This window comes from Chitinophaga sp., assembly GCF_036569125.1.
Taxonomy (GTDB): Bacteria; Bacteroidota; Bacteroidia; order Chitinophagales; family Chitinophagaceae; genus Chitinophaga.
In genome coordinates this window covers 1-26246 of record NZ_DATCRF010000128.1, presented here as the reverse complement: position 1 = coordinate 26246, position 26246 = coordinate 1, and the positions used below count along the sequence as shown (strand labels likewise).

The 26246-nt window shown below is 48.5% G+C and carries 19 protein-coding genes; 10 read left to right on the top strand and 9 right to left on the bottom strand.

Annotation, left to right across the window (positions count from 1 at the left end; all coding sequences use genetic code 11):
- The first annotated feature begins 233 nt into the window (after positions 1–233).
- Positions 234–2453, top strand: coding sequence for an FUSC family protein (locus tag VIM87_RS04525; RefSeq protein WP_331995827.1), 2220 nt, complete (start codon positions 234–236; stop codon positions 2451–2453).
- Between the two features lie 74 nt (positions 2454–2527).
- Positions 2528–2710: a DUF3606 domain-containing protein gene (locus VIM87_RS04520; RefSeq protein ID WP_331995826.1), complete on the top strand. Its 183-nt coding sequence runs from the start codon at positions 2528–2530 to the stop codon at positions 2708–2710.
- Here VIM87_RS04520 and bshC read toward each other — a convergent pair.
- Positions 2699–4318, bottom strand: a complete 1620-nt coding sequence (gene bshC / locus VIM87_RS04515) for a bacillithiol biosynthesis cysteine-adding enzyme BshC (protein ID WP_331995825.1) — start codon at positions 4316–4318, stop codon at positions 2699–2701. The two genes, VIM87_RS04520 and bshC, sit on opposite strands and share 12 nt — an antisense overlap.
- Before the next feature lie 399 nt (positions 4319–4717).
- Here bshC and VIM87_RS04510 point away from each other — a divergent pair, with 399 nt between their 5' ends.
- Complete coding sequence (locus tag VIM87_RS04510) at positions 4718–5743, top strand: glycosyltransferase family 4 protein (protein ID WP_331995824.1); 1026 nt, start codon at positions 4718–4720, stop codon at positions 5741–5743.
- Between the two features lie 84 nt (positions 5744–5827).
- Here VIM87_RS04510 and VIM87_RS04505 read toward each other — a convergent pair whose 3' ends face one another.
- The 3 genes from VIM87_RS04505 to VIM87_RS04495 form a co-directional block, all read right to left on the bottom strand.
- Positions 5828–7294, bottom strand: coding sequence for a glycoside hydrolase family 130 protein (locus VIM87_RS04505; protein ID WP_331995823.1), 1467 nt, complete (start codon positions 7292–7294; stop codon positions 5828–5830).
- Positions 7295–7438: 144 nt separating this feature from the next.
- Positions 7439–8710, bottom strand: coding sequence for a glucose-1-phosphate adenylyltransferase (locus VIM87_RS04500; RefSeq protein WP_331995822.1), 1272 nt, complete (start codon positions 8708–8710; stop codon positions 7439–7441).
- A gap of 181 nt (positions 8711–8891) precedes the next feature.
- On the bottom strand, positions 8892–10319 hold the full coding sequence (locus VIM87_RS04495; RefSeq protein WP_331995821.1) for a glycogen synthase: 1428 nt from the start codon (positions 10317–10319) through the stop codon (positions 8892–8894).
- Positions 10320–10395: 76 nt separating this feature from the next.
- On the opposite strand from VIM87_RS04495, the gene VIM87_RS04490 reads away from it, so the two are divergent.
- Positions 10396–11301 (top strand): DUF72 domain-containing protein, encoded by a 906-nt coding sequence (locus VIM87_RS04490; protein ID WP_331995820.1) that lies wholly within the window; start codon positions 10396–10398, stop codon positions 11299–11301.
- A gap of 157 nt (positions 11302–11458) precedes the next feature.
- The gene (locus VIM87_RS04485) at positions 11459–14389 is read left to right on the top strand and encodes an FAD-binding and (Fe-S)-binding domain-containing protein (RefSeq protein WP_331995819.1); all 2931 of its coding nucleotides are present in this window, start codon (positions 11459–11461) and stop codon (positions 14387–14389) included.
- 2 nt (positions 14390–14391) lie between these two features.
- Here the strand turns inward: VIM87_RS04485 and VIM87_RS04480 are convergent, their stop codons facing one another.
- Entirely contained in the window at positions 14392–15348 is a 957-nt protein-coding gene (locus tag VIM87_RS04480; protein WP_331995818.1) for a glycosyltransferase family 10 domain-containing protein, read from the bottom strand.
- Between the two features lie 91 nt (positions 15349–15439).
- Between VIM87_RS04480 and VIM87_RS04475 the strand changes: the two genes are divergently transcribed.
- Together VIM87_RS04475 and idi are read left to right on the top strand one after the other, a co-directional pair.
- Positions 15440–16759 carry a PA2928 family protein gene (locus VIM87_RS04475; RefSeq protein ID WP_331995817.1) on the top strand — a complete coding sequence of 440 codons (1320 nt, stop codon included), beginning with the start codon at positions 15440–15442 and terminating at the stop codon, positions 16757–16759.
- 144 nt (positions 16760–16903) lie between these two features.
- A complete protein-coding gene (gene idi / locus VIM87_RS04470) occupies positions 16904–17416 on the top strand; it encodes an isopentenyl-diphosphate Delta-isomerase (RefSeq protein WP_331995816.1) in 513 nt (170 codons plus the stop codon).
- A gap of 76 nt (positions 17417–17492) precedes the next feature.
- On the opposite strand, the gene VIM87_RS04465 is transcribed toward idi, so the two are convergent.
- Together VIM87_RS04465 and VIM87_RS04460 are read right to left on the bottom strand one after the other, a co-directional pair.
- The gene (locus VIM87_RS04465; protein WP_331995815.1) at positions 17493–18374 is read right to left on the bottom strand and encodes an inositol oxygenase family protein; all 882 of its coding nucleotides are present in this window, start codon (positions 18372–18374) and stop codon (positions 17493–17495) included.
- A gap of 304 nt (positions 18375–18678) precedes the next feature.
- A complete protein-coding gene (locus tag VIM87_RS04460; protein WP_331995814.1) occupies positions 18679–20310 on the bottom strand; it encodes a sodium/sugar symporter in 1632 nt (543 codons plus the stop codon).
- 113 nt (positions 20311–20423) lie between these two features.
- Here VIM87_RS04460 and VIM87_RS04455 point away from each other — a divergent pair, with 113 nt between their 5' ends.
- A complete protein-coding gene (locus VIM87_RS04455; protein ID WP_331995813.1) occupies positions 20424–21461 on the top strand; it encodes a DUF2157 domain-containing protein in 1038 nt (345 codons plus the stop codon).
- A gap of 191 nt (positions 21462–21652) precedes the next feature.
- Here the strand turns inward: VIM87_RS04455 and VIM87_RS04450 are convergent, their stop codons facing one another.
- On the bottom strand, positions 21653–22594 hold the full coding sequence (locus VIM87_RS04450) for a terpene synthase family protein (protein ID WP_331995812.1): 942 nt from the start codon (positions 22592–22594) through the stop codon (positions 21653–21655).
- Positions 22595–23270: 676 nt separating this feature from the next.
- Between VIM87_RS04450 and VIM87_RS04445 the strand changes: the two genes are divergently transcribed.
- The gene (locus tag VIM87_RS04445) at positions 23271–23744 is read left to right on the top strand and encodes a GAF domain-containing protein (RefSeq protein ID WP_331995811.1); all 474 of its coding nucleotides are present in this window, start codon (positions 23271–23273) and stop codon (positions 23742–23744) included.
- 28 nt (positions 23745–23772) lie between these two features.
- Here VIM87_RS04445 and VIM87_RS04440 read toward each other — a convergent pair whose 3' ends face one another.
- Positions 23773–25368 carry a gliding motility-associated C-terminal domain-containing protein gene (locus VIM87_RS04440; protein WP_331995810.1) on the bottom strand — a complete coding sequence of 532 codons (1596 nt, stop codon included), beginning with the start codon at positions 25366–25368 and terminating at the stop codon, positions 23773–23775.
- A gap of 253 nt (positions 25369–25621) precedes the next feature.
- Here VIM87_RS04440 and VIM87_RS04435 point away from each other — a divergent pair.
- Positions 25622–26246, top strand: a 625-nt coding sequence (locus VIM87_RS04435; protein ID WP_331995809.1) for a tyrosine-protein phosphatase, incomplete at its 3' end; no start/stop codon positions are given.

The window sequence follows — 26246 nt, the reverse complement described above, 5'->3', positions numbered from 1 at the left end:
GAATCGGGGCTTGCTTCGTGATTATATTTATATCAATTCTTTAATGTTCAATATATTGTGCTCTTAGTCAGGCGCCGGCATTGAGCGTTCGGCGTTTAGCGTTCGGCATTAAGCGTTTAGCACACAGCCTTTGGCGTTCGGCATTAACTCCTACCTTTGCATATCGAATTAAAATTGGGAACAACAAATTGCGGTACCCAATTCGTAATTCGTAATTAAATAATTCGTAATTAATGATCGCCCGTTGGCTTACAGAAATTAAGAGTTTTATATTAAGCTACCATTTCAGCAATGGGCTTCGCACAACCATCAGCGTGGTAGTGCCTTCGCTGGTATGCCTGAGTATGGGCCAGCTGATAATGGGTATTGCCATTTCTACGGGTGCGTTATGCGCCGCCCTGTCGGACCAGCCGGGCACCTTTATCCATAAACGCAACGGTGCGTTCATCAGCATTGCCTTAATTTTCCTGACCGCCCTGGGCACGGGGCTGGCATCGCCCTACCCTTACCTGATGGCCCCCTGGATCATCGTCTGCTGTTTTTTCTTCAGCATGCTGCTGGTATATGGCAACCGGGGCGGCAATATAGGCATAGCCTGTTTGCTGGTAATGATCATTATGCTGGGCGATCCGCAGGACAACCTTATGGACACCCTGCGCTACAGCGGGCTGGTATTGCTGGGCGGCCTGTGGCACGGGCTGCTGGCGCTGGTGCTTTGGCAAATACGCCCCTACCTGAATGTACAGCAAACCCTGGGGGAATGTATACTGGAAACAGCCCGCTACCTGGAGCTGCGCGCCGGGTTTTATGTAAAGGATACTGATCTGGATGAAACGTATAAATCCGTACTGGAACAGCAGGTGCTGGTGAGTGAAAAACAGGAAGCCGTACGGGAGCTGCTGCTCAAAAGGCGCTCTGCCCAGCAGGGCACCAGCAGCATCAGCAAAAGCATGGTGCTCATTTTCCTGGACCTGGTAGACCTGCAGGAGCAGATCATGGCTTCGCAGATAGATTATAAAGCGCTGCAGCAGAACTTCGGGGAACAAAATATACTGGAAAAATTCCACCACCTGATCCTGGAATATGCACAGGAGCTGAAAGATATAGGCCTGGCCGTTATGGCCGGGCAGCGTTCCATGCCCCGCGCCAACCTGCGGCACGATATTGAAAAGGTACAGCAGGCCGTTGATGAGATCCGTAAAACCCTGCCCACCCTGCGGGAGCGCACCCGCCTTATTACCCTCACCAACATCCTGGGTAACCTGCAGGATATGGCGGAGCGCATGTACAACCTGCACCGCCTTACCCGCCTGGAACGCCTGAAAGATACTACCATTGACCCGCGGTTAGAGCTCTCCCGCTTTACCACCAGTAACCGCTACGATTTTGAGACCTTCCGCGATAACCTTACCTTTCAATCGCACATTTTCCGGCATGCCGTACGCGTAAGCCTGGCTACCGTAACAGGCTACATACTGGGGCTACTGCTGCACCTGGACCGCGTATACTGGATCCTGCTTACCATAGTGGTGATCCTGAAACCAGGTTTTGGATTAACGAAGTCGCGCAGCTATCAGCGTATAATCGGCACCGTTATAGGGGCTTTGTTTGCTATAGGTGTATTATTGCTTACCAACAATCCCACCACCATTTTTATTATTATGCTGGTGTGCATACTGGGAGCTTATACGTTTATGACGTACCAGTACACCGTTAGCGTGATCTTTACCACCCCATTTGTTATTTTCCTGCTGCATTTCCTGCATCCTGCAGACCTGCGGTATGCCACCCAGCGGGTACTGGATACCTTTATTGGCGGCAGCCTGGCCTTTGTGGCCAACCTTACCCTGTGGCCCAGCTGGGAGCATAAGTACCTGCCCAGCTATATGGAGAAAATGATAACGGCCAACAAGCAATATTTTGAGCAGGTTATAAAACTTTACACCAGCCTGCAAATGTCCGTTACCGAATACAAGCTGGCCCGTAAGGATACCTATGTACATACCGCCAACCTCATGGCCGCCTTTCAGCGTATGTTAAGCGAGCCTAAGAGCCAGCAGAAAAATAATTCCAAACTGTACCACTTTGTGGTATTGAACCACACCCTTACTTCCCGTATTGCTGCACTGGCAGCTTATGGCCTGGGCCAGGGCGTGCGTTTTCCGCGCCCGGAGTACCAGCTGATATCCCATTACCTGCTGCAGTACATGGACCAGATCATACAGCTTACCCAGCAGCCCGGCGCTGCCCTGCCGGAACTACCCGGCAATATTGAAGCTTTTGAAACACTGGATATTCATGTGGAAAGCCTTATCCAGCAACGGCAAACAGAGATCAACCATGGAAAGGGGGAAACGCCGGTACGGGATGAGATGCTGGAAACCAAACAGGTGCGCGACCAGCTGCACGGCATCCTGGTGGTGCTGAAGGATATGAAGAAAGCTATGAGCTAAGCGTTGTCATCCGCAACCCGCAGGCATTGTATTTGTACGCATACAGGTATTCAACAACCTAAAAAGAACTGATCATGCCTGACAATAAAACCACCACAAGCTTCCAGGACCTTAAAACTATTGATCCGTTAAGGGATGACCATGTTGAGTACCTTTCAGAAGAGCTGAAGGTTACCAAGGAAGAGATCCTGAAAACAATAAACGAGGTAGGGGAAAAAAGGGAAGATATTGAGAACGCCATCCGGTCAAGGCAATAGCTCCTTATTATCCTGTTCATAAATGATCTGCAGCTGGTCCGATAAAGGCTGCATATTAGCCAGTATCCTGTCAAACAGTGCAGGGCCTTCATGAATATACCAGGGCATAAAGTTCTCTTTGCGTTCCTGCAGGGAGTTAGCAGGGAATAATTTATCGCGCAGCTGCCTGATCTGGTCTGTTTGCCAGGCAAACTTTTTCTTTTCTGCCCGCAGGAATTTATGTTCCAGCCGTCCAATGCTTTTGATAGCTTTTTGCCTTTCAGCGCCCACGCTGGATACCAGCGTTACGTCTATACTGCGCGCCTTGGCTTCCAGCTCATCAAACAGCTGTTCCAGCGCATCGTATTCCTTTTTCAATACCAGCGTGGCATTGGTGCGTTGCAGCACGAAGTTATTTACCAGCTCATTTACATTGCCAAACAGGTCTTTGATACATAAGCCCAGGTTCTGCAACCATTTGCGGGATACCCCATCTACCAGTAAAAAGGAATTACGCATCACCAGCATAGGATACGGCACACGATAGTGGGCAAACAATGCCTGCAGCTCAAGCCAGTAAGCAATTTCACCACCACCGCCAATAAAGGCAATGTTGGGTAAAATAGTTTCCTGCAACATCCCGCGCAGGATCACATTGGGGCTAAAACGCTCGGGGTGGTTATGCAGCTCCTCATCCAGCTCCGTAGCGGTGAATGTGATATTGGAGTGTAAAACCTTCCACTGCTCCCCTTCTTTCACGATCCGTTCCCGGCTGCTATCCGTAAGGTAGAACAGGTTTATTTCCCGGGGATTGGCCTGTACTTTATAATGTTGTGATATTTTCTCAATAGTATCGCTTACCAGCTTATAGGAGGTTTGGTGTAACAGCTCCTCTTTCATAACCGGTATGTACTGCTTTTTAAACAGCGGGGTATCGGGGATCAGCACTACCAGTCCAAAGCGGCCAAATAGGGCATTTACCAGGTACAGGGTAGCTTCCTGAATGTTAGTATGCTGCCCGTAGGCCTGGCGTAACAGCTGCACCAGCTCTTCTGCGTGCTTGCCATAACCCAGCAGGGATTCTATCTGTACAATCAGCTCCTCCAGCCCATCCGGACGCATGCGCCCTACGGCGCCGGCCTGCGTTGTAGGCCAGGTAAGCGTTTTACCGTTCAGGTAAATACTGCCCAGCTCATCCAGGTCATTATCCTCACTGCCCATGTAATACACCGGCACAAAATCGTACTGGGGGCGTTGTTGTTTAAAATCAGCCGCCAGCTTTACGGTTTGCAGGATCTTATAAACAAAATAAAGGTAACCGGTAAAAATATTGGGTTGGTGGGCGGTACAAATGCTAAAGGTGCCCGGCTGCTCCAGCAGACGAATGTTTTCCTTTACTGCCTCATGCACCTCTAAACCGGCATATTGCGCTTCCAGGGCTTTTACCAGCACATCCCTTTGCAGGGGCTGCGCTTTTTTAGCGTGTATCAGCGCATCCAGGTCGGGATGCAGCGGCGGGTGCGTGTAAAAAGATCGGATATGCGGATGTTCTGCCAAAAAATCGAGTACCAGTTGGCTGAAATAGCCGGTTTCACTGTAGGGTACACTGTTGCATACTGATTGATCCATGCTCCTTACTTCCTTTGAAGGCACGAAGGTATAATAAATTACGAATTACAAATTACGAATTACGATGAACGGCGGCTGTCAATTACGAATTGGTCAATTACGAATTACGAATTGGGTACCCCGGTTAGGAGTATAAGGGGAAATGGTAGTTTGAACCAGGGATGCTTCACATTCCTCCGTTTTGGCAAGAATGCCATTGAAAATAGCTATGACATAAGTAATTATGAATTAAATGCACACGGGACCTGGAAATGGATTAAAAATGTGGGACATTGGATAATCTCATTGAAAATCAAAATGATGGATAATTGCATTTATATTAAGAGTTGGTACAAAACGTGCTGAACCTAATTCGTATTTCTTAATCGTACTTCACATTCGTAATTGAAATCGTAGTTCATGAAAATAGCAGTACTCTCTCCCGTGGCCTGGCGCACGCCTCCCCAACATTACGGGCCCTGGGAACAAATGGCTTCTAACCTGGCAGAAGGGTTGGTAGCCAAAGGTCACGAAGTTACCTTGTTTGCCACCGCTAATTCCGTTACCGGCGGCACCCTTGCTGCTATTTGCCCTCGGGGATATGAAGAGGATAAAACGCTGGATGCCAAAGTACAGGAGTGTATGCATATCAGTTACTTAATGGAGCGGGCCGGGGAATTTGACATTATCCATAACCACTTTGATTTTTTGCCCCTTACCTGGTCGCGGTTAATACCTACGCCCATGGTTACTACCATTCATGGCTTTTCCTCTCCCAGGATCATTCCCGTATATGCCCGCTTTAATGATGTGAACCACTATGTATCCATCAGCTACGCCAACCGCAGCCCGGAGCTGCAATACGCCGCCAATATATATAATGGTATACGCACCGAAGAGTTTTCACTGGAAACCCAGCCGGAGGATTACCTGCTGTACTTTGGGCGCATTCATCCTGATAAAGGCACCTTTGACGCTATACAGATTGCCCTGGCTACCAACCACCGCCTGGTAATTGCCGGCATTATACAGGATGAAGGTTATTACCGCGAAAAAGTGCAGCCGTTCATTGATGGGAAAGACATAGTATTTGTAGGCGCTGTGGGCGGGGAGGAACGCAACCGGGTATTAGGCCGCGCCAAAGCCCTGCTGCACCCTATTTATTTCGAGGAGCCTTTTGGCCTCAGCGTGGCGGAAGCCATGTTGTGCGGTACGCCTGTAATTGCCTACCAGCGCGGCTCTATGCCGGAGCTTATCCAGGAAGGCAAAACCGGCTTCCTGGTAAATAATATGCAGCAGGCTATTAACAGCATAAAAGCGCTGCATACTATTGACCGCAGCTATTGCCATACCTACGCCAAAGCGCAGTTCAGCCAGGAGAAAATGGTGGAAGCTTATCTTGACCTGTATGAACAGGTTAAAGCAAAAAGTAAAAAGCAAAAATAAAAAGCAGCCGCAGGTCGCAGCCCACCTACCATTAGAGCCCATCAGCACATTTCATTTCATCTGCAAATTTGCACATCTGCACATTTACCCGTCCTGCTTGATCCTGTCCAGCAGATGTTCAAGGTTTACCGTGGCAAAGCCGGTGGCATAATCAGAAAGACCGTAAGGAATGATCAGCTCCTGGTTATGGATCATAGATCCGCAGGAGTATAATACATTGGGCACATATCCTTCTCTTTCTTCTTTGGTTGGCACCAGCAATGGCTCTTTCAGGCGGCCTATTTCTTCTTTAGGATCATTAAGGTCCAGCAGGCTGGCGCCTATACAATAGGTACGCATTGGTCCCACGCCATGTGTTATAAGCAGCCACCCTTCCGATGTTTCAATGGGCGATCCGCAGTTGCCGATCTGTACAAACTCCCAGGGATACTTGGGTGTTTGCAGGATCTCCGGGTTTTCCCAGATATTGATCTTATCGGAGTACATGATGTAATTATTAATACCGTCAATACGGGATAACATCACATATTTACCATTGATCCTGCGGGGAAACAGCGCCAGGTTCTTGTTCTGCGCGCCCTCGCCATACAGCGGCAATATTTTAAAGTTGTAAAAATCTTTTGTTTGCAGCAGCTTGGGCTGAATGGTAATACCATCATACGCCGTGTAGGTGGCGTAATAGATAATATCGCCATTGTTATCGGCAAACTTTACAAATCGGGCATCTTCAATGCCACGCGTTTCAGATTCCGAATAAGGAAATATAATACGGTCAGAGATATCTGTATCCAGTGAAAAGTTCACTTCGTAGTAAGAATCTGCCAGCCATAACAACCTTTCCAATGCCTTTTTAATCAGGTGATCTACCTGGTAACGCTGCTGCATATCACGGATCACGCGTTTCAGCGACAGGTATTCAAAGGTATCTGACAGGCTGCTCTGCACTTCCCGCATCACGGAATCCGGCAGGCGGATGGATACTGCATTCTGGAAAAAGCCCTGTTTCTGGTAAAGGGAGTTACGGATAATATCTGCTTCCTCCACATAGTTACCCGGCGGCGTCAGAAAGATCTCGTTTTCCCGGTTAATAACCCCATGGCGGAACGCAATGGAGGAAATATGCCCCTCGCCTACTGCGCGGAAGCTGATGATCACGCGTTTTTCTCCTTCTTCCAGCCCGCTCTGGTCCAGGTCTTCGATCAGGGAAGGATTAAAGAACGCAGCCGATTCAATGGAATATTCATTGGTAAAATAAGAGCCGATCAGCAGCCTTTTTTTGTAATCCACCTCATCATAGTTAATGCCCTGGGAGGTGAACAGGTGTTTTACCCGGTCGCAATGCTTTTCAAAAATGCGGGTTACGTTACGGTGGCGGCGTGAGAACTCACGGAGCAAAGGCGTGAGCGTGGCGGAAACCTCCGCATCCGTCATGCCGCCTACCTGGCTGATGATGGCTTTGGCGCGGGCATCGCCGTTAAAGAAAAAGCGTGCTACTACTCTCTTTAAATCAGGATAGATCTTCGTGTTTTGTCGTTCTATGGTCAGTCGCATACTTCGCCTTTTATTCTGCAATTTTATAATGTAGGTGTAAAGGTACTCATACAAAAATGTGCAAATAAATATGCGCGTGATTATATTATCAATACCGCGCAAATTCATTTGCACAACACATTAGCAAGTGGCCCTATCGGCCGCTTAGATCACAAATCCATCCTCCAATACCATACCCTTTTTTATTACCACGATCCCATCCTTCACGGTATATTTTTCAAACTCGCCATCCGGCAGGCGGTCTCCCACATTGATCTTCACCCCGTTGCCAATGCTGCAGTTCTTATCTATTATAGCGTTATTGATATGACAATCATCTCCAATACCCATGGGCGGGTGGCCTTTTGCTTTGGCCCTTTCCAGCTCTTCCAGCGTTTGGTAGTAATCGCTCCCCATTATGTAACAGTTTGTGATCACAGATCCACGGCCTATGCGGTTACGGATACCTACCACACAACGTTCCAGCGTACTGTCCAATATGATACAGCCATCTGAAATAACGGTTTTATTCAGCTTTGCCGAGATCTTGGCCGGTGGCAGCATGCGTGCCCTGGAATAAATAGTATGTGATTCGTCAAACAGGTTAAACTTGGGGATGTCATCCGTTAACCCGATGTTGGCTTCCCAGAAAGAGCAGATGTTACCAATATCTGTCCAGTACCCGGTGTATTGATAGCTGATCACTTTATAGTCCGCATTGATAGCATACGGGATCAGCTCCTTACCAAAGTCGGTGGAGGTTTCCTGCCCGTTCAGCAGGTCGTACAGCACCTGCCGGCTGAACAGGTAAATACCCATGCTGGCCAGGTAAATGCGGCCTTCTGATTCCATTTCCTCGCTCACGGGTGATGACCAGGGGCCTAATACATCCTGCTTGGGCTTTTCCGTAAAGGAAGTGATCAATCCCTTGGGATCTGTTTTTAAGATCCCAAAGTCAGAGGCATCCTTAGCGCTTACCGGTATAGTGGCAATGGTGATCTCTGAACCGGATTCTACGTGAAACTGCAGCATGTCCCGGAAATCCATCTGGTACAGCTGGTCACCGGAGAGGATGAGCACATATTCAAATTCAAAATTATCAATATGGTGCAGGCACTGCCTCACCGCATCTGCGGTACCCTGGTACCAGGTAGGGTTATCAGGGGTTTGCTCTGCGGCCAGTATATCCACAAAAGCCTTGCTGAAGTGGCTGAAGTGATAGGTATTTTTGATATGCTTGTTTAAGGAAGCAGAGTTATACTGCGTAAGCACAAAAATACGGTTCATATCCGCGTTCAGGCAGTTGGAAATAGGTATATCCACCAGCCGGTACTTACCAGCCAGGGGTACTGCCGGCTTTGAACGGCGGCGTGTAAGGGGATACAGCCTTGTTCCGGCTCCTCCGCCCAATATCAGGGAAATGATTGCGTTAGACATATATTATGTTCAATTTTTCATTGTAAGCAAGTGGCTGGCGGTCAACGGTTCAAAGTTAATGCTTAACGCTGAAAGCTAAATGCTAAACGCCTAATACTTCGATAACTAATCTGATCAATAAAAGGTTTATGCATTGGGCATATAATCGCTTCAATCAGCGTTAAGCTTTAAGCATCCCGCATTAAGCGTTCTGCAAGCTTAAATAAACATCCAGGTATCCCTGTGCTGCGCTGTCCCATGAATGATCCAGCTGCATGCTGTATTGTCGTATATGCTGCAGGGTTATAACCTCCTGATCTTCGTACAGGGATACTGCCCGGCCTATCGCCCTGCATACATCCCATACTGCTGCATGTATAAAACGTATGCCAAAACCGTTTTTATCGCCAATATCCGTAACCGTATCCTTTAATCCGCCTACACTTCTTACAATGGGCACTGTACCATAACGCAGGGCGTAGAGCTGGTTAAGACCGCAGGGCTCTACGCGGGAGGGCATCAGCAGGAAATCGCTGCCGGCATAAATACGGTGTGATAAAGCTTCGCTATAACCGATATATACATTAAAGTGATCTTCTACATATTGCCGGGTTTGGTGTAGAGACCATTCCACATGGGGGTCCCCGCTTCCCAGCACCAGGAAATTCACCCGGCCCGTCAGCTCGTACAGCGAGCGGCCGATAATATCCGGTAACAGATCGGCGCCCTTTTCCCCCACCAGCCTTCCAATAAAGGATATTAACGGCAAAGCAGGGTCTAATCCAAACTCACGGCACAGGGCCTGCTTATTTTCCTCCTTACCGGTTACCAGCGTAGAGGCGTCATAGTTAGCCGTTAACATAGGGTCTGTTGCAGGGTCCCATACCTTGGTATCAATACCGTTCAAAATACCTATACACTTGCCGCGCTCATAATTAAAAAGGCTTTCAAGCCCGGCGGCGGAATTAAACATCTCTTCCAGGTAGTTCGGCGATACGGTGGTTACCTTCCAGGCGCATTTAATAGCTGCAGCCAGGGGGTTAATGGCGCCGGCCCAATCCAGCAGGCCGCCTCTCCAGGAATCAAAGGAAGGCAGCAGGTATTGCCGGTCCCAGCCAAACTGGCCCTGGTATTGTGCATTATGAATCGTAATAACAGAAGGTACATTTTTTAGCCGGGCATATTTATACCCATTGCTCATCAGAAAGGGAATTAACCCGGTATGATGGTCGTGGCAATGGATAACATCCGGGCTATGCCGCCATTCATTGATCCAGTCCAGCGTGGCTATCTGAAAAGCTAAAAAACGCTCCGTATCGTTGTAATATCCGTATACGCCGGCTGTATCCAGCAGGCCGGGAATATCTACCAGGTAAAGGTCAAATCCTAAAGTGTTGTGCTTTTCTTTCCAGACATTAAAGTGGTACCAGTAAGGGCCCAGGTACATGCCGGCCTGGTGTACGATCTCAAATTCGTGGGTTTCAAAAAAACGGGTCCTGTATGCGGGGATCACGACTTTGGCATAACAGCCTGCCTCAAACTGATATTTGGGCAGGGCGCCTACCACATCCCCCAATCCTCCAACCTTGGCTACCGGGTAACATTCCGCGCTGACGTGTATAACTTCCATGCTATTTATTTATTGATACATACTTTTAAGTTACCTTAGAAAAACTATATAAACAAAGAACTCTCAAAATTAATTTATGGACTTTGGACGTGTAGACGAGGCCCTGCTGAACGACCTGGATTTCAAGTTGGCCGCAGAGCCTGTTTTTAATAAAAAAGTACTGAAAGGTCAGCCCGCAAAGAAGCCGCAGATCTATGTGGGCTGCGCCAAATGGGGCCGTAAGGAATGGATCGGGAAGATCTATCCCAAAGGCACCAAGGAAGCCGGTTTCCTGGATGAATATGTGCATCACTACAACAGCATTGAGCTGAACGCCACCCATTACAAGATCTATGAGCCGGATGCCATCCGCAAATGGGATGCAAAGGCCGCAGGACATCACTTTAAATTCTGCCCAAAGGTGCCGCAGTCCATCAGCCATTACAGCCAGCTAACCAATGCCGGTCCGCAAACCACCGCTTTCCTGGAAGGCGTGCTGGCATTTGGAGAGCACCTGGGACCTATATTTTTGCAGGTAAGCGATAAGTTCTCCCCCAACCGGAAAGACCAGCTTTTTCAATACCTGGCCTCCCTGCCAAAGGACCTGCAATGGTTCGTGGAGGTGCGGCACCCGCAATGGTTCAGTGATGAAGGCATTTGGCTGGAGCTGCTGCAAACACTGCAAAAGTTAAAGGTAGGCCTGCTGATCACCGATACCTCAGGCCGGCGCGATTGTGCGCATATGCACCTGACCATACCCAGCGCATTTATCCGTTTTGTGGGCAACAGCCTGCACCCTACGGATTATACCCGTATTGATGACTGGGTGAACCGCATCCGCTACTGGCTGGATCATGGGCTGAAAGAGCTGTACTTTTTTATGCATATGCACGATGAGGCCTACTCCCCGGAGCTAAGCGTATACCTGGCAGATAAGATGAAGGAGGTTTGCGGGATCGAGATCATAAGGCCGAAGTTTGTGAATAATAATACACTGTTTTAATGTGTGCCACACCTTAAAGGTGTGGCATGCTTAAGATGCCATTTAGATATTTTCCATCCAAACCCAACTTCTTTTAAAAAAAATCTATTACGCTCGTTAACTCCTTCGTATTTCGTAATTGATAATTCGTAATTTCGCGGCGGAATAATGGTCTGATATGCGAGATAAGCTCCGGCAACTGGCCCTGGAACTGGAGGGCGCCCTTTACGATGATAATACCATGCGTACCTTATATGCCACGGATGCTTCGGCATACCGTGAGCTGCCCCTGGCAGTAGCCATCCCGGCGCATGAAAAAGATATCAAACGCCTGATCACTTTTGCCCGTGAAAACAAAACCTCCCTGATACCCCGCACAGCCGGTACTTCGCTGGCAGGCCAGGTGGTGGGCAACGGTATTATAGTAGATGTATCCAAACACTTTACCCGCATACTGGAAATAAACCCGGAGGAAAAATGGGTGCGTGTGCAGCCCGGCGTGGTACGCGATGAGCTGAACATGTTCCTGAAACCTTACGGCTTTTATTTCGGGCCCGAAACCTCTACCGCCAACCGCGCCATGATAGGCGGTATGGTGGGCAATAACTCCTGCGGCTCCAACTCCGTAGTATATGGCAGCACCCGCGAACATTTGCTGGAAGTAAAAGCTTTGCTGAGCGATGGTTCTGAAGCGGTGTTCAACACCATTTCCCCGGATGAATTTCATGCCCGCTGTGAACGCGGTGATGGCTCGCTGGAAACCCAAGTTTACCAGCAGATCCGCTCTATTTTAGGTAACCACGCCAACCAGGAGGAGATCCGCCGGCAGTTCCCCAAGAAAAGCATTACCCGCCGTAACACCGGTTATGCGGTAGACCTGCTGCTGGAAACAGCGCCTTTTACCGCCGGCACAGAAGATTTTAACTTTTGCAAACTCATTGCCGGTTCAGAAGGCACACTGGCCTTTTTAACGGAAATAAAGCTCAACATCTCTCCCCTGCCGCCTAAAGAAACCGGGCTGCTGTGCGTGCATTTTAATACCATCGACGAATCGCTGCGGGCTAATATTATTGCCATGCAATACAAGCCCAGCGCAAGTGAGCTGATCGATCATTATATACTGGAATGTACCAAGGATAATATTGAACAAAGCAAGAACCGCTTTTTTGTGCAGGGCGATCCCGGCGCCATCCTGGTAGTAGAGTTCCTGCGCAACACCCGCGGGGAAATAACGGAAATAGCTACACGCTTACAGCAGGAGCTGCAGGCTGCCGGTTTAGGCTACCACTTTCCGCTGCTGTTCGGGGACGATACCAAAAAGATCTGGACCCTGCGCAAAGCCGGCCTGGGCCTGCTCAGCAACCTGCCCGGCGATGAAAAGGCCGTGCCCGTGATAGAGGATACCGCCATTGCCATTGAGGACCTGCCGGAATATATCCGCCAGTTTAACGACATCTTAAAAAAGTACAACCTGTACGCTGTGCATTATGCACATGCCGGCAGCGGGGAAATACATTTACGCCCTATCATTAACCTGAAAACGGAAGAAGGCAACTTACTGTTCCGCAAAATAGCAGAGGAAATTGCCACACTGGTAAAGCAGTTCCAGGGCTCCCTGAGCGGGGAGCACGGGGATGGCCGTCTGCGCGGGGAATTTATCCGCCAGATGATAGGCGACAAAAACTATGAGCTGTTACGCCAGCTGAAATACACCTGGGATCCCGAGAACATTTTTAACCCGCACAAGATCGTAGACACACCTTCTATGAACAGCATGCTGCGGTATGAGCCGGGCCAGCAGGTACCACCGCTGCAAACAATTTTCCACTTCCCGGATCAAACCATGCTGCAGCATGCGGAACAATGTAACGGTTCCGGCGACTGCCGTAAAACGCAGCTGAGCGGCGGCACCATGTGCCCCAGCTACATGGCTACCCGTAATGAAAAAGATACCACCCGTGCAAGGGCCAACATCCTGCGCGAGTTCCTGACGCATTCCAATAAGCAGAACCGTTTTGACCATAAAGAGATCTATGATGTGCTGGACCTGTGCCTGGCCTGCAAGGGCTGTAAATCGGAATGCCCCAGCAACGTGGATATGGCCAAGCTGAAAATGGAGTTCCTGCAGCATTATCATGATGCCAACGGCGTGCCTTTCCGCGCTAAAATGATCGGCAACTATACCAGCCTCAATGGCCTGGCAGCCATTACACCAGGTATTTATAACTGGCTGGTAAAAAATAAAGCTACCAGCAGCGTTATTAAAAAGGTATCCGGTTTTGCGTTAGACCGTTCCTTACCGGGCCTGCATAGCACTACTTTAAAAAGCTGGTTCAGGCGGCAATGGCCTAAGGAAAGAACAGCGCTGCCGGCGAATGCACCGGCGGTATACCTGTTCTGCGACGAATTCACCAACTACAACGATACCAGCATTGGCATTAAAACCGTGCAGCTGCTGCATAAATTAGGGTATGAGGTACGCATGATTGATCATCCGCAAAGCGCGCGTGCTTTAATGTCAAAAGGATTGCTGCGTAAAGCGCGTGTGATCGCTGAACAGCAAATACGTATATTCAAAGACGTTATTACGAAAGATACACCCCTGTTGGGCATAGAACCCTCTGCCATCCTGAGCTTCCGGGATGAGTATCCCGACCTGGTGCAGGAGCAATACCGCGAAGCGGCCAAACAGCTGGCCAAAAATGTGTTCCTGGTAGATGAGTTCCTGTCACAGGCAGCGGAGCGCGGCGCACTACGCCCTGAGCAGTTCACGCAGGAAAAAAGACATATTAAGCTGCATGGGCATTGCCAGCAGAAAGCCTTATCTACTCCCCTGCACAGTAAAAAAATATTATCCCTGCCCGCTAATTACAGCGTGGAAATTATTCCTTCCGGCTGCTGCGGCATGGCGGGTTCTTTCGGGTATGAGAAAGAGCACTATGACCTGTCTATGCAAATAGGTGAGCTGGTATTATTCCCGGCAGTACGCAATGCCACGGATGATACGCTCATAGCCGCTCCCGGCACCAGCTGCCGGCACCAGGTAAAGGACGGTACAGGCAAAATAGCGCTGCACCCGGTAGAGATCCTGCATGCAGCCCTGGTATAATACTACTGCAATAGTTTTTGCAGCCTGGTATGAAAGCCGTTGAACAGCTCTGTCACATATTCTGCAGCATGTGGCTGAAAGCGTGGCTGCTGCATAAATTCACGGTATAACTTAGGATCAGTATGTAATTCTGCTATCTGCTTTTGTAATGCGGGCAAGCTCTCCGGCCCCTCATAAAATAAAATGGCGTTCTTATTCAGCACTTCCGGCTCGGGGTTGTTGTTACTGCCCCAGTAAATTGGAATGGTGTTACTCCTGATGGCTTCAAATACCTTTTCCGTTACATAACCCTCCCGGTTTGTATTCTCGGGGCAAATGCTGAATTTATAATGGCCGTTGAACCGGATCTTGTTATCCTGGAATTTTTCCTGCAGATCGTTGGTGTTACGGAGATAAGCTCCTGCGCTGTCTACCCGGTCTACCTGGTTAAGGGCATCAAATAAGATGGTACGCAGTCCATTCTTATCATGCCGGCAGATCAGTGAGGCAAACTTTTTCTGATCATCCGGACAAATATTTTCCTCTGTATAATGCTCCAGCCGCCGCCGTATTTCCTGTTCATCTGCAGTGGCATCAAAAGAATAAAGGATCCATAATGGAAAGCGCTGATAGTTCTCACTTACCAGGTGATCAAAGCCCAATGCCAGGTTCACCAGGCGTTTGCAATGATCCGCATACTCCGGAAAGTTCACCACATTCTCACCGGTGTAAAACAGCTTTATACGGCTTTTGCTGGCCGCTATCCTGTTCCTGGGGCCAAATACAGAACTGAGTAACAGAGAATTATGCGGGCCCAGTTGTTTGGAAAAATGATGCAGCAGGTATTGGTAAAACCACAGCTCTTTATTTTGCTGCAGGGTCCAGAAGTTCAGGATCTCAATATGGTTTTCATCAGGTGTGTAGGTATAATCAACCGGCGGTTTGGATAAGCCTATCTTTTGCAGCAACGATTTCAGCATCCTTTCAATTTGGCGAAATATATAAAATATTTAAACACCTTCAAATTGCCCGCAGGGGTGTAATCCTTCATAATTTTCATTAAATTGTTATATGATCAGGCTCTATGTCCTCCCTATTGCATTCCTGTTTTTGCTTAGCGGCTGCTTTTTTAAATCAGATAAAACCGGCTCCGCAGATGGTATTATCTGCGAGTACCTGTATACAGATAGTGCCGGCCAGGTGCTGATAACACATGAAAAAGTATTTCATGCCACTTCCAAAAGCTCCGGCCGCGGTTACACGCGCATAAGCGGTTTTACCAATACCCGTCTTTCCGCCTATGATGTAAAGGATGGGCATCTCCTTGCCCGCACTATTTTTGGCGGAGAATCGGAGGATGCCTGCCTGCTGCTGGCCCTTACCGGCAACCAGCTTTGGTGTGTGAGAAAAAATGAGAATGAGCAGGTAACCCTGCAAACCTATGATCCGCGTACCCTGAAAGTAAAAGCCAGCGCCGACCAGCTGCTGCTGCAGGCCTCTTTCCTGAAAGAGCACCTGGCTAACCCGGAATGGTACCAGCTGCCGCAGTTCTATGGTTATGATGCCGGCCGCGGTATTATACTCAGTGATGATCAGGGCTTTCATTATGCGCTGAACCCCGCTACCCTGAAAGTGGAAAAAATTACGGATGTAAGCTACCAGCTGCCACCGCTGAACGACCCGGATATTACAGGATCGCACACTGCCTATAATGATTCTGTTGTACTGCGCCTGGATGGCAGCCCGCGGAATTACCTGGTAATAGAAAATGGCAGCCGGCGCCTGGAAAATGATCCCGGCTTTCTGAAAGGCAGCTTCCTGGTAGATAAGAACCTGAGCCGTTTGCAGCAAATGCAGTCGGGACAAATGCAGGAGGTAAGATCGCTCATCAGCCAGCAAAAAAGCATGGTAGATTCCCTGCAAATGCTGGCCGACAGCCTGCGGCGTAATAAAACGGGCGTGAATATACGCAGTATGGAAGCCGCTATACACGATATGCAAAATCGTATAGACAACCTGGTTAGAAGAGCTGCTAGCTCCAACAGACTGACGGGCAATAACGACCGGCTGCTGCTTGCCGGATCTGATAACTTTTTTGTGCTGCAGGCATCCTCTACCAATAAAGACGCCGGCCTGCTGCTTTCCTCCCTCCAATGGACGCCGGGACAACCCTTACGCCTACACTGGCAAAGCAAGCTTACCGGATTATTTTTTGATGCATCCAATGCCAAAGAAACCAATGCTTTTAAAGAAGTTTTTTCCAGCGGCAACCCGGAGTTCACCTTCCGCTGGGCCGATGTTACCCGGCAACAGCTGCTGCTTACCTGGATGCTGCACACTACCTGTATTGATATAAGAACAGGGAAAGTGGTTTGGCAGATAAAACATTAAACAATGTACAGATATGCAAATATGCAGATGTGCAAATGCTGGATGCAGTGATTCAATTCATCTGCACATTTGCATATTTGCACATCTGCACATTAATCCATACCTTCCAAAAAAAACAGCATTTTCCCTCAAACCCTTTGGCATATGAGATCTAACCATATAATCCTGGTCAACGAACAAGACGAGGCCCTGGCTACCATGGAGAAGCTGGAGGCACATCAGAAAGGGCTATTACACAGGGCTTTTTCTGTATTTATTGTGAATAGCAAAAATGAAATGCTGCTGCAGCAACGCGCCAGCGGCAAATACCACTCCGGTGGCTTATGGACCAATGCCTGCTGCAGCCATCCCATGCCGGGCGAGGAAGTAGAGGAAGCCGCACACCGCCGCCTGCAGGAAGAAATGGGATTTGATTGCCCGGTTAAAAAACTGTTCACCTTTACTTACCAGGCCTCCTTTGATAATGGCTTAACAGAGCATGAATATGATCATGTGTTCCTGGGCACTTTTGATGGCGCCGTGATCCCGGATGCAGAAGAGGTAGCAGCATACGCATTCTATCCGCTGGCTGAAATAGCCCGCCAGATAAGGGATACGCCCGATCGTTTTACTTATTGGTTTAAGGTAGCCTTTCCCATGGTAACGGAGCTATTATAACACTGGCTAATTAAGATCATAAAAAAGCAGCGGTCAACTGGCCGCTGCTTTTTTTTAGTATCGTTCTATAACCAACCTACAAACGGATAGTAGCCGGCAGGTATTTGGCGATCAGATCTTCGTAGTAAGACTTTAACTCTGATACTACAGGCGGTTTCGGGCTTTTGGAATACAGATCGTATGGGTTAAATTTCTTTACCCATTCAAACATTTCCCTGTCATGATCATCCATCAGGTGCTCATAAGCGCCTTCCCTGTGTTGAGAATAAAAGGAGTGATAGCGGATCATATACAAAGCCGGCTCCGGCAAATAGTCTTTGGTGATGTGATACAGGTATTCATCATGCCCCCATGACATATGCACGTTCTTTAAACCGCAATTGGGGGAATATACACCGTATTTGGTATTGTAACGCTCATCGTTAATGTCAGGGTTGTTGGCGAAAAATTCCGGGTACACGATCTTATCAGAGAACTGGCAGCCTACGGGGAAAGTATCACCCACCACAGCCCATTGCGCTTCGCCGAACAGGCATAATACTTTGCCCATGTCGTGAATAAAACCGGTGAGCACAAACCAATCGGGATGGCCGTCTGCGCGGATAGCTTCTGCTGTTTGCAGCAGGTGCTGCAGCTGGTCCAGGTCTATATCCGGGTCAGAATCATCTACCAGGGTATTCAGAAATTCCATTGCATTCCAAACCGGCATTTCCTTGCGGTTGAACTGCAGGAACTCTTTTTTCTTTTCCTGTACAAAATCGTATGTCTGGTATTTGTGGTTCAGGCGGTAAAACTCCCGCACAGTGTCCCGTTGGGGATTATCGTAATTGCGGTATTCTTCTTTGGCTTTGGAAGGCTCTACTCCTTCCGGATAACGTTGCAGCACATCGTCTTCCCATTGTTCAATGCTGTTGAGTGGCTGTAGCTCTTTTTCGGAGAATTGATCTTGCACTTTCATACGTGAGCGTTTAATTTTTTCATTGGCCGTATGGAATCTCACGATTTCATACGTGATGATTTAATCTTTTTCATTGTTCGTATGGAACCTTACGATTTCATACCTGAGTAATTTAATTTCATTGGCCGTATGGAACCTTATGGTCGCATACCTGAGTAATTACGTGAATTAAGTACCCTAAATTAAACTATTAAATTGGCTTTTCCAGCTTTTTTTGCAATCGATTAGATAATTCATAAAACACTCATAATGAACCAATTGCAATTAACACTAAAATAGCCCGCCCGGCCATTCCTCCGAATGCCTACCAGAAAACAGTATATAATGCCGTCAGGATCCCTACAATAATAACAGATCCTACAATGAAAGCCGGGTTAGTGCGGAACATTGCCTTATCAATCTGTATAATGCGCGGCAGGTACTTACTGTTACGGTCCATGAGGGTGATCAGGATCATCAGCCCTATCAGCACCACAAATACAATACTCATACGATCCAGGAAAGCATAATCCGGGAACACGCCATTGGTCCACACCGGCAGGAACTTAAGCACCGTAGACAGTGGAATGGTAAGCACGGCAGCCACCAGCGCAGCGGTAGAGGTAGTGCGCTTCCATAAAAAGCCCATCAGGAAAATGGCCAGCACACCAGGTGCAATAAAGCCTACATACTCCTGGATGAACTGGTAAGCCTGATCCAGGGAACGCAGGGCCGGCGCCACCAGGCAGGCTATGCCCATTGCAATGATCACGGTATAGCGGCCGGCACGTACCAGCTGTTTTTCCGTAGCATCTTTATGGAAGTAACGTTTGTAAATATCCAGGGAAAAAATGGTGGAAATACTATTGGCCTTACCTGCCAGCGATGCTACTATAGCGGCTGTAAGGGCGGCAAAAGCCAGCCCCTTCAGGCCCGGGGGCAACAGGTTCATGAGCGTGGGATAGGCCTGGTCAGGTCTTACTGTTCCGGCAGCATCCGTCATTTCATGGGTAAATACCCCGTTCTTGTACAATACATAAGCTGTAATACCCGGCAGCACGGCAATTACCGGCACCAGCAGCTTTAAGAAGGCGGCAAACAAAATACCTTCCCGCGCCGTTTTCAGATCAGCGCCCAGGGCGCGTTGTATAATATATTGGTTACAGCCCCAGTAGTTCAGGTTATTGATCCACATACCGCCAATGAGCACGGAAAGGCCCGGCAGGTCTTTATAATATGGATGCGACTTATCAAAGATCATATGAAAATGCGTAGGCGCCTGGTCTTTGATAATGGCCAGTCCTTTCCAGATGTTCTGGCCAAAACCAAAGTGTTCGGATACCAGGTTCAGGGCCAGGTAAGTGGTTACCAGGCCGCCCAGCACCAGCACAAACACCTGCACTACATCCGTATACCCGATCACCTTCATACCGCCCAGTGTTACAAACACCGCAAACACGGCCAGCCCTCCTATGCACCAGAAAAAGTTTATTCCTGAAATGGCATTGATAGCCAATGCGCCCAGGTAAATGATGGAGGTAAGGTTCACCAGCACATATACCAGCAGCCAGAAAATAGCCATGACGGTACTTACCGTACCGTTATACCGGTCCAGCAGGAACTGCGGCATGGTATAGATCTTATTTTTAAGATACACCGGTATAAAGAACACCGCTACAATAATGAGCGTGGCGGCCGACATCCACTCATAGGTGGAAATGGCCAGCCCCAGCGCAAAGCCGGAACCCGACATACCAATGAAATGCTCCGCCGAAATGTTGGAGGCGATCAGGGAAGCCCCGATGGCCCACCAGGTCAGCGATCCCTCTGCCAGGAAAAAGTCTTTGGTGCTGGTAACATTCGCACGCTTACGGCGGTAGATGTAATAGCCATAACCCGCTACCACAATGAAATAGACCAGGAATACCAAGTAATCGGACAAACGAAGATGATTCATAACGGGTGTGCTAAATGTACAAATGTGCATATTAATGTGCATATATGCAAATGGCCCGGAGAACGGGCCTTATTTTTGAGTACCTTGCCATACATCAGCTTTTATACCTCCTTATGCTGGAATTAGATAAAAGGGAAGCCCGTTTGCTGCAAAAAGCCATTGACCAATGGCAGCAGGATCAGCTTATAAACCCGGAACAGGCGCAGCAAATGCAGCAAAGCTACCAGGTACGGGAAACCAATGTTGAATGGCAAACCATTACCCTGTATATTTTTATTGCGGCCATTTCATGCGCGCTCATGGCCTTTGGCTCCCTGGTGCTGGATGAAAAGTGGATTGAAGTGATCCGTAAAAAGCTCTCGCTTACAGATGGTATTATAGCATTGCTGTTTGCCCTCCTCACCATATTCCTGTGCTATAGCGGTTTCCGGCGGCAGCAGAAACAATCCTCCTTTTCGTTTAACCAGGAGCTGTTTTGGCTGCTTCCCATACTCAGTACAGGCGTTACCGTGGTATATTTTGGTAAAAGCCTGCAATACCTGGATGGTAATTATGGTTTGTTCTGGTTGCTGGCTACCCTTACTTATGGCGTGCTTGCATTTATCTTATCCTCCCGCCTGTTATGGACCGCTACCCTCTTATGTTTAATACCGGCTTATGTAAAGCTTACCTACTACGTTAGCCATGATGCTTCGTGGTTCCTGGGCATGAACCTGCCCTGCCGCTTGTTTGTGCTGTCGGTGATCATGCTGCTGTTACATCAGCTGGCGCTGCGCAGTAAAAAATATCATGCCTTACAACATATTACCTGGGGCGGTGGCTGGCTGCTGTTATTGCTCTCTGCCTGGCTGATCTCTGTTTTTGGTAACAGCGGCACCTGGAGCGAGTGGCAGCTGCTGCGCCAATACCAGCTGTTATGGTGGGTGGCTATCTATACCCTGTTATGCGTTGTGGTGATATGGCTGGGCATTAAGCTCCGCGATCCGCTGGTGCGCGACTTTGGCGTGATATTCCTGCTGCTGGATATGTACACCCGCTATTTTGAATATCTGTGGGATCGTACGCACAAAGGTATTTTCTTCAGCATTTTAGCGCTGTCGTTCTGGTGGGTTGGGAAAAGGATGGAGAAGTGGAGCAAAGCCAGAAAATAATTACGAATTATTTAATTACGAATTACGAATTGAGTAATGCGATCAGACAGTTTCTTCAAACAATGCAGCTCATAATCTCTGTATAAGCTATTCATAATCCGGCGCAATATAATGATCAGAGCCACTAATCCATTCGCTTCAAACTTCGCTGCATTCAACTCGTAATTCGTAATTAAATAATTCGTAATTCCCTATTTCACCGTCACACTCTCTACCCTATACCTTCCTGTATCCTGCACGCTCCAGTCATAGTTACCGGTCATCCAGGTACGCAATACCGCTACATATTTAGTGAGCTCACGGTCTGTTACCCCATCAAAGGAGGGTAACAGGTTTTCCAGCGCGGCAAACAGCCTTACTTCCTCATTATGCATGCGGTGCGCTTCATCAACAGCAGCCTGGAAAGAAAGGCCGCGTTCCCGTACCAGGGCTAATACCAGGTTGTGCACATCGCCCTGCTCCGCTTCCTTTGCACAGGAAATAATGTCGTTGGTCCAGCATACCACGTTATTGCAGGCCAGGGCTAAACGCTGCACCATGGAGTGCTGCAGCACCTCGTCCGGCAGGTCTGTTTTTTCACTGATAGCAATAAGCTCCAGATCAACAAACAGTGCGCCTGTGTAAGGCCGCATAATCACGTAATCAGCTACCGGCGGGGCTTTGTGGCTGGCCCTGTTATTAGCTTCCCAATGGCAGGCCCTGAAATATTCCTGCATGGTGCGTATAAAACGCAGGCGCCATTCGGGACGGCTCAGGGGTAATAAACGCTGCCACACATCTGCCAGGGCCATTGCAAAGGCGCCGCCCTTTTCAGGTTCGGCTATCTGCTGCTGCAGGATCTCTAAAAAATAACCGGTCACTTCCTGCAGGCTGCTGGCTTGTTGCCCCAGCTGTGCTTCATCGCACAGGTCATCATGCAGGAATAACCAGGTGTTAAAATTGGCAAGAATGCACAGCTCTTCATAACCCGCATTGGGAAACGTGCGGGCTACCAGCCAGGCAAACTTTGACCTTTTAAAGCGCGCCAGCGCTGTTTCTGTTTTAAGCAGGCCAAAGGTTTGGGCCCATAGTACATTCTGCTGCTCGGCTAACTCTGCAAATTTGTTTACAAGAGAGGGAAACGGATACGACATCCGAGGGAGATGGATCTGTTGCATAATCAATCAGGGATTTAATGGTTAAGAGAAAAAAATCGGTTTAGTACATGTGAATGCAATACCAACGGGCACTCCAAAAGCGGTGGTTTGCGGATAAAGGCTATTTACCCCGGGCAAGCCGGAGGCGCTCCTCCCCGGATAGTGGGAGGGTCAGCAGGTTATCGTCGTGTAGGAAACGCCGTTATAACGGGCACGGTTGGCACAATAAACGTTGAACATAAGATATAGCCATACCGCCTACTCCCGTACTGTTGGCATACAGATATACGGGTATACAGCAGGCGGGCCACTCATGCCCGGGTTGGCACCTGTGGTGTTTCCATATTTTAATGACATAATAATAGCTGTGAAGCCGGGGCATAGTAACAACGAAACAGTATCCTTGAATATTACAGCCGGATAGGTGGCGCATGAATAGGAGGCATATAAGTCGTGTGTCTTTTAAACAATAAAAAAAAAGGGGAAGCTAAAATAGGGTTAATTGCCTTACGGTAGAAGGTGCTTCTGATACTGCTCTAAAAACATTCTTCTGCTAAATCAGACCATTTCCCCCCTGGGCATACGTTATAAATTTACAAAACTTTTAGTTGATTTTAGCTGACAGCCCTAAATTAGCTGTCCATAATCGCTATTTCCAATTTAACTTTGCGGCATGGCAGAAGACCTTCATATAGTAAGCGGCGATAAAACAGCACAGTACCATTCCCTGCTGCCGCAGATCAAGGGCCTCCTGGATGGAGAGCCAGACCTGGTGGCTAACCTGGCCAATATAGCAGCGGCATTGAAAGAGCAATTCGGCTGGTTTTGGGTAGGCTTTTATTTAGTAAAACAAAATGAGCTGGTGTTAGGCCCTTTCCAGGGACCGGTAGCGTGTACCCGTATACAGCATGGTCGCGGTGTATGCGGCAGCAGCTGGGCACAGGCCAAAACGCTTATTGTGCCGGATGTTGAAAAGTTCCCGGGTCATATTGCCTGCAGCAGCTTATCCCGCTCAGAGATTGTAATACCCATTATACGTAATAGTGAGGTTGTTGGCGTGCTGGATGTGGATAGTGAGCACCTGGATCACTTTGATGCCACTGATGCAAAATACCTGGAAGAAATCATTGCCCTGATAAATATATAGGTACTCACGCTTACTGCTATACGAAACATTAATGCACCAGGGTAACATTACCCGACATCTGCTGCGGTACGTTGTTCCGGTCGGTGAAGGTGCAGATATACAGGTAACCCTGCGCCTGCTGTAAAATGCCTTTATACATACCATCCCAGCCCTTTTCAGGATCATTGGTCTGAAATATTAATGCACCCCAGCGGTTGTATACACGCAGGCTGTAGTTACGTATATCATCGTATATTTTAGGGCGGAAAAGATCATTGCTGCCATCTCCGTTAGGACTAAACGCCGTTGGTAAGATCACCAGGCAATTTTTAAAGGGCGAGGTGATCTCCCCCGAACCGCTTACACTGCAGCCATTGTGGTCCTGGATCTCATACTGGTAAAAACCCGGCTGCAGCTGCCCCATTAAACTATCCGGCTGCCACATACTGCCATTCACCCGGTAAGCATAAGGCGGCGTACCACCCTGCATTAACGGAATGATCTTACCGTTCTGCGTTTCACTGCAGCTGCAGGGCTTAATGATCGTTTCCCGGATCTGTAAAGGCGGCGGTTCTGTAAGGGCTATGGGTGGCAGCACAGCCTCACAGCCCTGCTCATCTTTCACCATTACCTGGTAGGTTGCCGGCGGTAAATGCTCCAGCACCGGCGTATAGGTGGCATTGTTATTATTCACGTAATAGCGGTAAGGCGCTAAGCCGCCGCTGGCATTAATGGCTATTTTGCCGTTCTGCTGCCCGTGGCAAAGAGATGGTGTAACGGTAGCATCAGCCGCCAGGCCGGATGTTTGTACGGTGGTGCTGCCTTCCCCGGTAATACCTTTACTATCTGTAACGGTAACGGTGTAGGTACCTGCCGGCAGCTGCCTTAATTGATTATTGTCAGGTGCGCCATGCCCCCAGTCATAAGTAAAAGGCGGCGTACCTCCTGCTACGGTGAGCAGTACCGCGCCGGTATTGCTGTTGGCGCAGGTGGTGGTAGTGCTGAATGAGAGCTTCAGCTGCTCATAAATGAAGTTGGAAATATTATCCAGCAGCACTGCTACTCCGTAATCGCTTTTGGAACAGGGGCTGGCATGGTAAGCGCAAAGGGTAATATAAGTATAGTCGCCGGCAGAAGGGCTGAACAAGGGGCTGTACCGCTGCCAGGTGGTGTGGACAAACTCCCCTGAGCTCCAAAGCAGCTCTGCCGTGTCGCCGGGTGCATGGCCGCCGTAAATAGCCAGGTTACCGTAACAGGTGCTATAGGCGTATAACGCGGCATAGGCCATGTCAAAGTACATGCTGTAAATGTGATCTTTACGCAATACCCCGTTCAGCTGCTGGGAAATACCTTCGGTGTACTGATCGCCACTATGCAGGCCCACATAACTGTTGCCTTCTGCAGCAGCTAAGCGCACACCGTAAATGCCGGGTTGTATATCTGCGGTATTCATCCCCACCCATCCGGCAGGTGCAGCATTCATTTGCGGCGTACCGCTCAAAGTTGGGTTGGTAACCGGTATATGTTGTGCAAACAGCTGAATGTGAAGGCATGCGCATACCAGGTACGTGCATATAAAGGTTATGCAGTAGCGTGTATTCGTAGTTCCTGGCAGCCTCAAAAGCCTTTCAGCCGTCGTACTCATAGGATATTCGTATGGGTCGGTTCGTAGGATAGCAGCTAATTTCGGGCCACTTTGCCCTCCATTAGTCAGGTGTAATCGGATTCTTTATAAAGGTATATATATTTTAATTTTCGTAATGATATTATTTTTTTATGAAATCCAGTTAAAAGGAATAAAATTTGCAAATACTTTGGGGTTTAAAACAAGCAGCAAAACAATGTTCTTTTTCAAGAAGCGAGCGTCCGAGGCATCCCATACTGGCATCCTGGAATTTATGGAAACAGATATTCATTCACACCTGGTACCTGGTATAGATGATGGCGTGAAAGATCTGGAAACTTCCCTGACCTTTATTGAGCAGTTACAGGAGATGGGTATTAAAAAGATTATTACTACCCCGCATATCATTCTGGACCGTTATCCTAATTCTGTTGATACTATTACCCCGCCTTTCTCCGGTGTAAAAGCAGCTTTACGGGAAAAAGGCAACGATATTGCCATTTCCTTTGCAGCCGAGTATTATATGGATGAGCAGTTTGAAGAGCTGATCCCCTCCACTCCCCTGCTTACCCTGCAGGATAAGCTGATACTGGTGGAAATGTCGTTTATGCAAGCGCCCCCCCAGCTGCATCAATGGCTGTTTAAGCTGGCCTCCCATGGTTACCAGCCGGTGCTGGCCCACCCCGAGCGGTATAATCACTATCATGACCAATATGATCAATATGACCAGCTGCGGGAATGGGGCTGCCTGTTACAGGTGAACCTCTTATCCATAACCGGCTATTACGGCAAACATATCCAGAAGGTAGCAGAGAAGCTGCTGGCCGATAAAATGATCACCTTTATTGGTACAGACCTGCACCATCACAAACATATGCAGGCCATACAAAGTATTGGCA